This window comes from Minwuia sp. IMCC3009 (genome assembly GCF_029909415.1).
In the GTDB taxonomy this organism is placed as follows: Bacteria; Pseudomonadota; Alphaproteobacteria; order Minwuiales; family Minwuiaceae; genus Minwuia.
Map to the genome: position 1 here is coordinate 1,386,300 of NZ_CP123781.1, position 13,630 is coordinate 1,399,929.

Genomic DNA, 13,630 nt, shown 5'->3' on the forward strand with positions numbered 1-13,630 from the left:
TGCCGGGATCCCTGCGCTGCCGGGTCTGCGTCCGGCGCTGGCCGGGCATTGATCGATAGCGTCAGGCCGGTCCTGCAACCCGTGATGTGATCCACTTCGCATCCGGCACGGGTTACGTCGCGTCCCGTGGCCTTGGTCGTTTATTTTTCCCCCGACATGGCGGATAGTGACCGAAGGGGACTTTCACGTATCGAGGGGATACCGATGAGCGACGAACTCAACAAGATGGCGCTGGACTATCACCGCTATCCGACGCCGGGCAAGCTGGCGATCATGCCGACCACGAAACTGGCCAACCAGCGCGACCTCTCGCTGGCGTACAGCCCGGGTGTGGCCGCGGCCTGCTCCCTGATTCACGAGGACCCGCTCGAGGCCGCCAACATGACCGCGCGCGGCAATCTGGTCGCCGTCGTGTCGAACGGGACCGCGGTGCTGGGTCTGGGCAACATCGGCCCGCTGGCGTCCAAGCCGGTGATGGAGGGCAAGGCCGTCCTGTTCAAGAAGTTCGCCGGCATCGACGTCTTCGACATCGAGATCAACCAGATGGGTATCGAGGAGACCGTGGAGGTCGTGGCGGCCCTGGAGCCGACCTTCGGTGGCATCAATCTGGAAGACATCGGCGCACCGGCCTGTTTCGAGATCGAGCGGCTGTGTCGGGAGCGGATGAACATCCCCGTCTTCCATGATGACCAGCACGGTACCGCCATCTGCGTCGGCGCCGCGATCTACAACGCCTGCCGCGTCGTCGGCAAGGACCTGGACAAGATCAAGGTCGTCTGTTCCGGCGCGGGTGCGGCGGCGCAGGCGTGCATGGCACTGATCGTGTCCCTGGGCGTCGCCAAGGAAAACATCACCGTCTGCGACCGTTCCGGACCGATCTACAAGGGCCGCAAGGAAAAGATGGACAAGTACAAGGAGTACTGGGCCGTCGAGACCGAAGCCCGCTCCATCGGTGAGGCGGTGAAGGGCGCCGACGTGTTCGTCGGCGTGTCCGGCCCCGGCACCCTGACCGGCGACATGGTGAAGACCATGGCCAAGACGCCGATCATCATGGCGCTGGCCAACCCGAACCCGGAGATCCTGCCGGAGGAGGCGCGTGCCGCCAGCCCCGACGCGATCATCGCCACCGGCCGTTCGGACTATCCGAACCAGGTCAACAACGTGCTCTGCTTCCCGTTCCTGTTCCGGGGCGCGCTCGACTGCGGTGCCACGACCATCAACGAGGAAATGAAGGTCGCGGCCACCAAGGCCATTGCCGATCTGGCGAAGCAGGAAGTCTCCGACGTGGTGGCCAAGGCCTATGGCGTCGACAGCCTGGAGTTCGGCCCGGACTACATCATCCCGAAGCCGTTCGACCCGCGCCTGATGGTGGAGGTTTCCTCCGCCGTGGCCCAGGCCGCCATGGATTCCGGTGTTGCCGTGCGTCCGATCGAGGACATGGACGCCTATCGCGCCAAGCTGAACGAGCATGTCTACAAGACCGGCTTCGCAATGAAGCCCGTCTTCGACCGCGCCAAGGCGGATCCGAAGAAGATCGCCTATGCCGATGGTGAGCAGGAACGCGTGCTGCGCGCTGCCCAGGTCATCATCGACGATGGTCTTGCCCGTCCGCTGCTGATCGGACGCAAGGAAGTGATCGAACGCCGGATCGGGCGTTTCGGCCTGCGCATGAAGGTCGGTACCGATCTGGATGTCTTCGATCCGGGCGATGACGCCGGTATCGCGACGCTGACCACCGCACTGATGGAACGCATGGGCCGCAAGGGCGTGACGCCGGACGAGGCCCGTTACCTGATCCGGACGAACACCACCGTCATTGCCTCCCTGCTGCTCGACCGTGGCGATGTGGATGGCATGCTGTGTGGTCTGGTGGGGCGCTATGACCGCCACATCAAGTTCGTGCAGGACATCGTGGGTCTGCGTCCGGGCGTTTCCGAGCCGTCGGCAATCGAACTCGTCGTCATGGATCGGGGCACGATGGCGATTGCGGACACCCATGTGACCGACGACCCGACTGCGGAGCAGATTGCCGAAATGGCGATCATGGTTGCTGAAGTCGTGGATCGTTTCGGGATCGAGCCGCATGTGGCGCTGCTGGCGCACTCCAACTTCGGCGACAATGACGATCCGTCGTCAAGGAAGATGCGCAAGGCACTGGAACTGGTGCGCAAGATGGCCCCTGATCTGGAGATCGATGGCGAGATGAAGGGCGACACGGCCCTGAACGAGTCGGTGCGCAAGCGCATCAACCCGAACTCGACCCTGACCCGGAACGCCAGTGTGCTGATCGCGCCGAACATGGATGCAGCCAACATTGCCTTCAACCTGGTCAAGGAGACGACCGAGGGGATGTCCGTTGGCCCGATCCTGATCGGCATGCAGAAGTCAGCGCATGTGGTGACCCCGGCCATCACCACGCGCGGCATCGTCAACATGACCGCTGCGGCGGTGGTTGGCGCGCAGGACCATCAGTCCGGCGCTATCGCGGCGGCGCCCGTCGCCGCTGAGTGATCCGGGCCATAGAGCCTGAGAAGTTGTGAGATTGCCCGCCCGGCGCGCCGTTCGCATTCGGCATCGTCGGGCGGGTCGATCACACCGATCACCCGCCTGATCTGCAAGTCCCCGATCAGCAACCCGACAAAAGTCTCAGCCATCTCGGCCACGGGTGCACCGACCAGGTCCCCCGACTGTTGCAGTCTGGCAATCTGTGCACCGATCAGCGGCACCACGGTTTCGCGTCCTGACGCCGCGATCGTCTGCCCCAGTGTCGCGGTATCATTCACATCCGCCGCCGCCGCCCGATTGAGTGCCACGGCTTTCGGTCCCGTCACCAGTTGCAGCAGCAGCGGCGCCATCTCCGACAGGGCCGCCAGCGGCGGGGCATCCTCCGCCAGTCGCGCCTGCAGGAGGTCACGCACCTCAGCGGCATTGTCTTCGACCAGCGTCCGGAAGAGTCCCTGCTTGTTGCCATACCAGCGATAGAGCGTCTCGTTGGAGGCACCGGCCTGCCGCGCGATGGCGAGCATGGACGTGGCGCGATATCCCTCTGACTGCAGCAACGCGTAGGCCGCGTCGGCAATCTGCCTGTGACGTGCCTGCTGCCGTTCCGCTCTCATGCCTGCGGCCTCCCTGTTTCCCTGATCGCTGATCCGTTCACCGGTCGGAGCATTGATGTTCGACCTCTCCCACAGATTCAGATTGACCGGATCGTATAGATATGTACGGTTCTGTCAAAGGCGTACACATTGATACGGATATGGAGAATTCGAATGCGCGGCCAATCGGTTGTCACACCGCCCGAACGCACGCAGGACCAGTCACCGCAGCGTGCGCGGCTTGTTGCCTGCCATACAATCGGGGGAGGCAAGTCGTGATGAGCACCGGTTTGAGGTTCGGGGTCATTCTTCTCAGCCTGCTTCTGGGGCTGATGGCGGGCTTCTTCTATGCCTTCTCCTTCACGGTCATGCCGGGGCTGGATCTGCTGACAGGCGACGCGGCGATGGACGCCATGCGCGGGATCAATGTCGCGGTACGCAATCCGGTCTTCTTCGCCACCTTCGCGCTGACACCGGTTCTGGGGTTCCTGCTGGCAGGGGCCTGCCTGTTCACCGGACGCCGGTGGCCCGGTGTGCTCCTGCTTGTGTCCTTCGCTTTCTATGCGGCGGGTGTGGTGGCGCTCACCGCCTCCCTGAATGTGCCGATGAACCGGGCGCTGGCGGAGGGATCGCTTTCGGGCATGGCCAACTGGCTGGAGTGGTCGGCCACCTGGACCGGGGCGAATCATCTCCGTACTGCGGCATCCCTGTTTGCGCTGCTGCTGGCGTTGCTTGCCCTGTGTCGTCTGTCTGTCGAGCGGGTTGGGGTTGCGCATCGTCCGGGATGACAAGTCGTTGCGGGTCTCGCACAATGGCGCCACACACATATTTCCGGGGAGGAAAGTTGCGATGCGTGGTCAGGGACCATTGAGTGGAGTGAAGGTCGTCGAGCTGGCGGGTATTGGCCCGGGTCCGATGGGGGCGATGCTGCTGGGCGATCTCGGGGCCGATGTGGTCCGCATCGACCGTCAGACGGCTGCTGATCTCGGCATCGACCGGGGCAGCAACAAATGGGATCTGCTCAATCGTTCCAAGCGTTCGGTGGCCGCCAACCTGAAGGTTGCGGAAGGTGTCGAGACGGTCCTGAAACTCGTCGAGAAGGCCGATATCCTGATCGAGGGTATGCGCCCCGGCGTCACGGAGCGGCTGGGTCTTGGCCCGGATGAATGTTTCAAGCGCAATCCGGCACTGGTCTATGGTCGTGTTACCGGCTGGGGCCAGACCGGCCCGATCGCGCATGCGGCCGGCCATGACATGAACTACATCGCCCTGACCGGTGCGCTGCATGCCATCGGCACGAAGGACAGCGGGCCGGTGCCGCCCCTGAACCTGGTTGGCGACTTCGGCGGCGGTGCGCTCTACCTCGCGTTCGGCTGCCTCGCCGCCTACATCGAGGCGCAGCGGTCCGGCAAGGGTCAGGTCGTCGATGCGGCAATGATTGATGGTGCGTCCAACCTGATGACGGCGATCTACGGCATGAAGGCCGCCGGTCGCTGGAAGCAGGAGCGGGGAACCAACATTCTCGACACCGGCTCGCACTTCTATGACGTCTACGAGACCAGTGACGGCAAGCATGTCTCCATCGGCTCCATCGAGGGCAAGTTCTACGCGGAACTGAAGGAGAAGCTTGGCATGGCGCCCGATGCGATGCCGGAGCAGATGAATCCTGCCAAATGGGACGAATATCGCGCCGAGATCGCTGCGGTCATCGCCACGAAGACCCGCGATGAGTGGTGTGACGTGATGGAAGGCTCCGACGTCTGCTTCGCGCCGGTGCTGGACATGGATGAGGCTCCGGCCCATCCCCACAATGTCGCGCGCGAGACCTTCATCGAAGTCGACGGTGTGACCCAGCCCAACGTCGCGCCGCGTTTCTCCGGCACTCCGGCCGGCAAGCCCACGGTGGCACCCGATCCGGGACATGACACCGACGAGGCGCTGTCCGACTGGGGCTTCGACGCCGACGAGGTTGCGCGTCTGCGTGCCTCCGGCGCGGTCTCCTGAGGGCAGACGGTCCCGTGGGACGCCTTGACGGCAAGGTGGTGTGGATCACCGGTGCAGCCTCCGGGCTCGGGCGGGCGTCAGCGCTCGCCTGCGCCGCGGAGGGGGCAACGGTCCTCGCCACCGACCTCGAAGCACCCGCAGCGGTGGTGACGGAGATCGAGGGGCTGGGCGGTCAGGCGACCGCCATGGCCCAGGATGTCACTGACGAGGCACGCTGGGACGCCATCGCCGACGAGGCGGAGACCCGCTTTGGCGGCTTTCAGGTACTGGTGAACAATGCCGGTGTCGGGGCCAGCCGTGCGCTGGCAGACACGGATCTCGCGTTCTGGCGCAGGATCCAGTCGGTCAATCTGGATGCCGTCTTTCTTGGCACCCGGACCGGCTTTCGCCGCATGGCTCCGGGGGGCTCCATCATCAATATCTCCTCGGTGCTGGGTATCGTCGGCAATACGGGAACATCCGCCTACAGCGCGTCGAAAGGCGGGGTGCGGCTGTTCAGCAAGTCGGCAGCGGTGGAGGCGGCGCAGACCGGCCTGGGCATTCGCGTCAACTCGATCCATCCGGGCTACATCGGCACACCGATGGTCATGGACAATGTTGCCAATCAGGCGGAGCCCGAGAAGGTTGTCGCGATGATCCGGGCGCGCCATCCGGTCGGTCATCTGGGTGAGCCGGAGGATATCGCGAACGCCGTGGTCTATCTCGCCTCCGACGAGACGAAATTCGTCACGGGAACCGAGATCGTCGTCGATGGCGGTTACACCGCCTGGTGACGTCCCGGTCACGGCCTTCGCCGTTGCATTGCCCGTATCCGACGTGAGACCTTGAGGGGATGGGGACTGTCGTTGTGACGTCCCGTGGAGAGGGCCTGCGCCGATGAGCAGCGCCGACGCGTTGTCAGACAGACCGTCAGGGGCCGACGCCCGGGACGGGGAACCATCCGGCGCCGGGGTCCGCAGGGAATTCGACGGGACCAGCGATTCGCCCTCTCTCGACCGCGACCAGCGCATTCGCGCGGAAATGATTGCCGAACTGATCCGGGAATCCGGAGGTCTGCGGATCATTCCCTTCATGGTCGTCGGCATTCTGGTCACGGTATTTCTGGAGCGCGCGGCGATCTGGCCTGCCGCGATCCTGGCGGTCGGCGTACTTGCCATGATGTTTGCCGCGGGGCGGCTGCGTCGTGCGTTCGAGGCGGAACCGGCGAAGACCGGCACGGCGGAGGCCTGGGGCCTGCGCTATACGGCCCTGTCCGCTGCCATCGGCCTGGTCTGGGGGCCATGCCTGGCCAGCTATTTCGATGCGACGTCCTATCCGTACCAGGCCTTTCTGGCACTGCTGGTCTTTGGCTCGCTGGTGGCGGCGGTGGTGCATCGGGCGCTCTATCCGCCGGCCTTCATTGCCTTCGCCGTGCCGACCAGCCTGCCCATTGTGATCATGCTGCTGCTGGACGGCAGCCGGTTGGCACTGGCGACTGCCGGGGTGGGGATCATTACCCTGATCATGCTGTTCGGCTGGCTGCGTGGCCTGAACCGGCGCTATCGAGAGTCCATCGCCCTGCGGTTCGAGAATACGGACCTGATCGAGCGGCTGGAGACGGCCCACCGCAGTGCGGAGGCCGCTCGCCTGCAGGCGGAGGCAGGGGATCGCGCGAAGTCCGAGTTTCTGGCGACGATCAGCCATGAACTGCGCACGCCGATGAACGGGATCATCGGCATGACCAACCTGCTGCAGGGCACCCGCCTGACCACGCAGCAGCGATCCTATGCGGAGATCGTGCGGGAGTCGGCGGACGCACTGTTGAACCTGATCAACGACATCCTTGACCTGACCAAGCTGGAGGCGGGACGGGTCGAACTGGACGACGCCCCGTTCGAGGTGGCGCGCACGGTCGAGAGTGTCGTCGGGCTGATGGCAGCACGGGCGCAGGCAAAGGGGCTGGAGGTCGTGAGCTACATCGGGCCGGACAGCCCCGAGATCATGACTGCCGATGCGGGGCGCTTGCGCCAGATCCTGCTCAATCTGGTCAGCAATGCGATCAAGTTCACCGAAACCGGACATGTCACCCTGGCGGTTGCCCCGGCGCCGGGCCAGAGCGCGGTATTGCGGTTCGAGGTGTCGGATACCGGTATCGGCATCCCGGCGGACGTGCAGCCACGGCTGTTCCGTCCGTTCAGCCAGGGGGGCGGCATTTCGCGGCGGTTCGGTGGCACCGGCCTAGGGCTCGCCATCTCGCGCCGGCTCGTGAATGCCATGGGCGGCGACATCCGCCTTGTCAGCATCGAGGGGCAGGGATCGGTCTTCACGGTGGACCTTCCGGTCCGCAATGGCCGGACCGTGCGACCGTTCAGCGGTCTGGAACGGACGTCGGTTCTCGTCGTGGCTTCGGAGGGGAAGACGCGGGAGGTTGCAGTCCGCTACGCCCGTGACTGGCAGGCACGCGTCCGGGAAACGGCATCGCCTGCCGATGCACTCAACATCCTGCGCGAGTCGGAGAGAGTGGATGCCTGCGTCGTCGACTGGCGGATCCGGGGCGGCGCGGGATCCTTTGCACGCCAGGTCCGTGGCGATGAGACAATTGCCGCTACACGTCTGATCCTCACCGTTCCTGTGGGTGTTGTCGAGGCACAGGCCGAGGATGAGGATGCCCTGTTCGACGCCAGGATCCTGCAACCGTTGCGGCGCGGCATCTACCATCGGGCGCTGGCGGGGGCGCCGCTGGAAAGCGGTGATCAGCCGGGCGTGACCGAGACACCTCCGTCGGAAAGCGGGCATCGGCTGCGGGTGCTGATTGTCGATGATGTGGCGGTGAACCAGAAGCTCGCGTCGTCGATCGTCGAGAGTGCCGGACATGATGCGGTTGCCGCAGGTGGGGGACGGGAGGCACTTCAGGCCCTACGGTCGCTGCCCTACGACCTGGTGCTGATGGATGTGGAAATGCCCGACATGGATGGCCTCGACGCCACCCGCGCCGTGCGAAAGCTGCCCGGTGCCGTCGGCCGTATCCCGATTATTGCCATGACGGCACATCCAGGCGACGAGTATCTGGATCGCTGTGTCCAGGCCGGAATGAACGGCTATCTCGCAAAGCCGCTGGATGCGGAGGAACTGCTGCAGATCCTGCGCAGGTGTGCGGCGGAGGCCGCCGGTGGGGACAGGTCCGAAGATGCTGCACCGGCCCAACCGATACGGGATCGGCTGAACCGCCGGCTCGACCCGGAGACTTCGCGGGCGCTGATGCAGCACTTCGTGCAGGATCTGGAAGGCTGGGCGAGCGAACTGCCCGATCTGGATGCTGCCGCGCAAGGGCAGTTGGCGCATGCGATCAAGGGGGCCGCGCTCAACCTTGGTTTCGACGACCTGGCGGAAGCAGCCGGGTCGCTGGAGAAGGGGCAGGGAGTACCTGACACCGCGCAGTCCTTGGCGTACCTTCAGCAGGTCATGCGGGCAACGCGTGACGCACTGGATGCGGAGCTGAATGCGGAACACCAGACCTGAAGCCGCCTTCGCCCGACTTTCGCTGGTCGGATTGCCTGTCCAGCACCTGCAATGATTGAAGAGGCCGGAATGCCATGCTGTTGAAATGGCCAAACCCTGGACCCGAGAACGCCGGTGACCCGGAAAGTGGCCGCACGCCACTGACCGTGGAGTCGCTGGACCGCATTCGTCGCGGGACTGCGGCACTGCTGCTGGGACTGACCGTACTCTGGCTGGTGCTGGTGGGGGCGTGGTTCATGCAGTCGGCGGGACTGTCCGCCATCAGCCTGATGCTGCCGCATGAGGTGGCGCTGGTCGTGATTGCCGCTTTCGTGCCGCCCGCATTCATCTGGCTGGCCGGGTTCTGGTACTGGCGCAGTGTCGATTCCCGCCACAGCCGCTCCGCCCTGCACGCGGTGCTGAAGGACATGGCCTTTCCGGACCCGGAGGCGGAGGCGCGGCTGAATGCCATGACCCTGTCGCTGCGGCGCCTCAGTCAGGCGCTGGAGAGCGAGACGACCAATGCCCTGACACGTGTCGAGCGGCTGGACGAACGCATCGGCAAGGGCACGGAAGCCCTGTCGGCGGCGGCACGGCACGCAGCGGAACAGTCGGATCACCTGGGTCAGGCAATCATGGACCGGGCGGAAGCGCAAAGGACACTGCTGGGCGACGTGCGCGCGCTGGATTCCGAGATCAGGACCCTTGGCGAACGCCAGGGGCAGGCGCTTGGTCAGGCAGTGGCGGAGGCCGGGCGGCGCACGGCGGAAATCGAGGCGTCGCTGCGTACCCAGCTGGTTGCGGCTGACGATACCGTCGAACAGGTCGCCAAGCGTGCCGGTCAGATCAACACCATGCTGGAACAGCCCATGGCGCGCCTGCGGGAGGAGGCAGACAGCACCGTCCGTCGGGTCTCCGGTGTCAGCCAGGACCTGCGCAGCCGCATGGAGGCCCTGTCACAGGTCATCGCGCGCACCATGGACCAGGCGGATGGCTTGCGGGAGGGCGTGGATGACCAGATCGCGCGTCTGCGTGACGGTCTGGGCAATGTGCAGTCGACCATGACCACCGTGATTGCCGAGAGTCGCCAGCAGCTTGTTGACCTGGAAGAGATCACCGGTCGCAGCGCCGAGAGCGCCGGGCAGAGTGCGGAGGCCATTGCGGCCAGGAATGCCAGTCTCGCCAGGGTGCTGGATGACATCGGCATCGTCACGGCTGAGGCGGAGCAGGCGCTGCAATCGACGGCTGACCGGACCTGGGCTGCGACCCAGCGCTTCGCCACGGAGATCGAGACCCTGGGCGAACGCGGCAGCGCGGTTTCGGACCAGGCCGAGGACATGGCAGGGCGAATCGGTCGTCTGACGGGGGATCTGGCCGAGATCGAACAGCGCCTCGCTGCGAATACGGGGCGCATGGAGGAATCCCGTGATGACCTGGCGGCAAGCGTGGCCGAGATGCAGGGCACGGCGGCGCAGATGATCGACAATGTGGAGGAACGCCTGAAGGCCGCAGCCTCCATGGCTGTCGCATCCTCGGAACGGTCGGAGGAGCGCGTGATCGCGGTTGCCGACCGGCTGCGTGCCTCCATTGCTGAACTTTCGGATTACATCGGCACTGTCGAGAGCCGGGCCATCGCGGTTGCAGGTCGGGGCGACGCGCAGGTCGAGGCACTGGGCGCGCGCGCGGTCGAGCTTTCGGACATCATCTCCTCCATCGATGCCGCCGTGGCGCAGGGGGACACGACGCTGAGCGGTGTCGTCAGCCGCACGGAGAGTGCCCTGGCGGCGGTGCGGCATGGCCTTGGCGATGTTGGCCAGGCCATGGATGACATGGACCAGCGCACCACGCGCAGTGTCGGCCTGCTCGCCGAGCACGGGGAGCAGATCGATGAACTGAGTACCCGCGTGCTTGGTGGCATGGAACGGATGGAGCGGGCATTTGCCCTGCGCTCCGATGCGCTGGAGCGGCTTGGACTGCGTGTCGAGGCGACGGTGGAGAAGGCGGAGACCGACGTTACCGCCCGCACGGAAGCGGCGGCGACCCTGCTGGAGAAGATGGCGGGTGACGCCAGCCTGACCGTCGGACACGCGACGGTGGCCGTACGCGAGCTGCTGGACGAGATGAGCGCGCGCACCGACCGGATCAGCACCAGCGTGGCCAATGCCAACATGGCAACGTCGGAGACCACCAGCCAGGTGGATGAACGCGTGGCGGAGCTGACACTGCTGCTGCGGGATATCGAGCGCACGGTCGCGGATACGGGCGCGCGCGTGAGCGAGGTCGAGGACCGTGCCCGCGGGGCGGTCGAGGGTCTGGAAGCCGGTGTCGGTGCGTTGGGTACAGCTGCGGTCGAACTGGGCGGTCAGGCCGGCAATGCCGCCCTGCATCTGGACAGTATTTCCGATCTGATGGCGGATCGCACGGAGGCACTCGCCACGCTGGTATCCCGTCTTTCCGACGCTGCGGTCGATGCGGACAGCGACGTGCGGGCCAGACTGGAAGGACTTGCGGCCACGCTGGAGGACGCGATGGCCAGTACACGTCTGACGACGACCGCGCTGGCGCAGCAGGCAACGCGGGTTGAAGTGGTGGGCGGTGAGGTCGCCGGTCGCATCGATGTTTCCATCGCCCATGTCGATGAGCGGCTGGCGGAGGCAGCGCAGGCCGCCGATGGTGCGGCCGCGCGGATGGCGGAGAAGACAGCCGAACTGGCCCTGATGGTGGGCGATCTGGGTGCCGCCGCCGGACAGGCGGAAACCTCGATCAGCGATGTCCGGTCCGGTCTGGACAGCGTGCTGGCGGAGATCAACGAGGGCACTGTGCGCATGGTGTCGGAGGTCCGCTCCCTCGGCAGCATGGCGCTGCACACAGGCGACACGCTGAAGGGCAGTGCCGAAGCGGTGTCCGCGCGCAATCAGGCCCTGCTGGACAGCTTCAACGCCGCCATTGGCGCGCTGGCAGACGACGGGCAGCGGATTGGCGATCTGATCCAGTCGCTGAAGGACAGTGTCGGCGCGACCGAGACGACAATCTCGCCTGCGCTGGACCGCATGGCCACCCGCGTCCGGGATGCCAGCGAACTGGCACGGATGATGGCGGAGTCGCTGGAGGCGGGAAGCGGCGCAATGCTGGTGGAGGCGGAGCAGGTGCGTGACCGTCTGGCCGCGCTGACCAGCGACCTGGATGTGCGTGTGAAGGGGCTGGATACCGCGGCGGATGCGGTTACCACGCGCGTCATCGGTGCCGCCGGGGAGATCGAACTGCGTGCAGAATCCCTTGGTGCGCTGGGCGCGCGCATCGGCAACGAGACGCTTGCCCAGGCGGAGGCGCTGGCGACCCATATCAGCACGCTTGCCACGCGCGTCGATGAGAGCGAGAGCCGCATGAGCCAGTCCGGCCAGCGGATCGAGGATGCCAGCGGGCGCAGCACGGCGGCGGCACGGGCTGCAACCGCTGCGATCGGTGAGGCCGTATCGGCGATCGACGCCGGGCTTGGCCGTACCGGTGACATGGAACTCGCCGCCGGGCGTCTGGCCAGCGTGGCGGAGGAATCCCGCAACCGGATCGGTGCCGCGGCTGACGAGAGTCTGGCGCAGTCCCGCGCGCTGGCGCAGGAAAGCGCGCAGCTGACCGACCAGACCCGCAGCCTGGTCGAGGCAGCGGCCGGTGGCGCGGCACGGCTGGCCACGGCCCTGGCCAACGCCCGCCAGGAAACCCAGCGCTTCACCGATGCGGAGAGCCGGGCAAGAGCCGAGGCGGAAGAGGTCGTGGATGCGCTTGGCGCCCGTGTCTCGATGGTGCAGCAGATGTCCATCGACCTGAAGGCAACGGGTACGGATATCGATGCCTTGCTGGCGGCCCGCATCGACGCGCTTTCGCACGCCGGTGACAAGGCCAGACAGGCGGCTGGTGCCGTCTCCGAAGACCTGACGGGTCATCAGCAGCAGCTTGAGCGGATGACGGCGACAGCGCGCGATCACGCCGCTGAGATGGAGCGGGGCATCACCGAGGCCATTGCACGATTGCAGGCCGACTCGGCGGCGCTGGAACAGGGTTTCGGTGCTGCCTTCGGTCGGCTGCAGGACAGTACGGAACAGGCCGAGAAGGGGCTGACCGACGCGCTTGGACGTCTTCAGGATGGAACGACCGCGGTCGAGCAGGGGGCAAGCGCGGCTGCCACACGCTTGCAGGGCGAAGCCACGGCGCTCGGCCGGTCGCTGCGCGAAGCGGGCAGCGCGGGTGAGGGCGCCGCGCAGGTGGTGGCCGATGCGGTGGCAAACTTGCAGGCGGCGCTGGCCACCACACGCGCAGAGTCTGCGGATGTGGATGCGGCAGCGACGGCCTCGACCGCTGCTCTGGAACGGCAGCGCAGGGCCTGCGAAGAGGCGATGGCCGAAGCGCAGAAGGCCCTGGCCGAGGCGGAGCGGACCCTGAGCGCGCAGGTGGGTGCCATGGCCTCCACCTCCAAGGCCGCGACCATGCAGTCCGGGCTGGCCGCGAAGGCGTTCGAGGTTCAGGTCGGTCAGTTGCAGAGGGCATCCAAGGGCGCGGCAAGGGCGGCTGTCGAATTGCGCGACCGGACGGCGGACAATCGCGACAAGCGGTTCCTGCAGTCTGCGGCCTTCGTGGCGGAGGGGCTGAATTCCCTCTCGCTGGACCTGCACCGCCTGCTGGATCGCGATGCAACCGAGTCGGAATGGCGCAAGTTCTATCGCGGCGACCGTGGCTTCTTTGCCCGGCGGCTGGTGGCCCGCAGCGAGGCGAAACAGATCGCGACGCTCTATCGGGACGGTGATGACTTCCGTCGCTTCGTGGACCTGTACCTCAACGAATTCGAGTCGCTGATGCTAAATGTGGAGCGGGCCGACCAGCAGGGCATGTTGAGTGCCGTGTTCCTCAGTGCCGACGTGGGCAAGCTCTATCTGCTGCTTTGCGAGGCGCTGGATCGGGAGCCTGCGGGCAAGCGGATATTGCAACGCGCATCCTGACCGATCAGGCCACTTGATTGCGGCTGCCTCTGTCTGGCATTGAACGCGACGAACAGAGGGGGAGCG

General features: G+C 65.9%; 7 protein-coding genes. 6 read left to right on the forward strand and 1 reads right to left on the reverse strand.

Annotated elements, in window-relative coordinates:
• Positions 1-204: 204 nt before the first annotated feature.
• Positions 205-2,511, forward strand: coding sequence for an NADP-dependent malic enzyme (locus QGV55_RS06605; protein ID WP_281017642.1), 2,307 nt, complete (start codon positions 205-207; stop codon positions 2,509-2,511).
• Here QGV55_RS06605 and QGV55_RS06610 read toward each other — a convergent pair.
• On the reverse strand, positions 2,469-3,116 hold the full coding sequence (locus QGV55_RS06610; RefSeq protein WP_281017641.1) for a TetR/AcrR family transcriptional regulator: 648 nt from the start codon (positions 3,114-3,116) through the stop codon (positions 2,469-2,471). The two genes, QGV55_RS06605 and QGV55_RS06610, sit on opposite strands and share 43 nt — an antisense overlap.
• Before the next feature lie 257 nt (positions 3,117-3,373).
• Here QGV55_RS06610 and QGV55_RS06615 point away from each other — a divergent pair, with 257 nt between their 5' ends.
• From QGV55_RS06615 to QGV55_RS06635, 5 genes are all read left to right on the forward strand, one after another.
• Positions 3,374-3,883 carry an anthrone oxygenase family protein gene (locus tag QGV55_RS06615; RefSeq protein WP_281017640.1) on the forward strand — a complete coding sequence of 170 codons (510 nt, stop codon included), beginning with the start codon at positions 3,374-3,376 and terminating at the stop codon, positions 3,881-3,883.
• 61 nt (positions 3,884-3,944) lie between these two features.
• Entirely contained in the window at positions 3,945-5,099 is a 1,155-nt protein-coding gene (locus tag QGV55_RS06620; protein ID WP_281017639.1) for a CaiB/BaiF CoA-transferase family protein, read from the forward strand.
• A gap of 14 nt (positions 5,100-5,113) precedes the next feature.
• Positions 5,114-5,872, forward strand: a complete 759-nt coding sequence (locus QGV55_RS06625; protein WP_281017638.1) for an SDR family oxidoreductase — start codon at positions 5,114-5,116, stop codon at positions 5,870-5,872.
• 103 nt (positions 5,873-5,975) lie between these two features.
• Positions 5,976-8,597 carry a response regulator gene (locus QGV55_RS06630; RefSeq protein ID WP_281017637.1) on the forward strand — a complete coding sequence of 874 codons (2,622 nt, stop codon included), beginning with the start codon at positions 5,976-5,978 and terminating at the stop codon, positions 8,595-8,597.
• Positions 8,598-8,677: 80 nt separating this feature from the next.
• Positions 8,678-13,564, forward strand: coding sequence for a hypothetical protein (locus QGV55_RS06635; RefSeq protein ID WP_281017636.1), 4,887 nt, complete (start codon positions 8,678-8,680; stop codon positions 13,562-13,564).
• The last annotated feature ends 66 nt before the right edge of the window (positions 13,565-13,630 follow it).

Bases quoted from the DNA above. Each gene is read 5' to 3' on its own strand.
- QGV55_RS06605 (WP_281017642.1), top strand. From the start codon at position 205: ATGAGCGACGAACTCAACAAGATGGCGCTGGACTATCACCGCTATCCG.
- QGV55_RS06620 (WP_281017639.1), top strand. From the start codon at position 3,945: ATGCGTGGTCAGGGACCATTGAGTGGAGTGAAGGTCGTCGAGCTGGCG.
- QGV55_RS06615 (WP_281017640.1), top strand. From the start codon at position 3,374: ATGAGCACCGGTTTGAGGTTCGGGGTCATTCTTCTCAGCCTGCTTCTG.
- QGV55_RS06630 (WP_281017637.1), top strand. From the start codon at position 5,976: ATGAGCAGCGCCGACGCGTTGTCAGACAGACCGTCAGGGGCCGACGCC.
- QGV55_RS06610 (WP_281017641.1), bottom strand. From the start codon at position 3,116: ATGAGAGCGGAACGGCAGCAGGCACGTCACAGGCAGATTGCCGACGCG.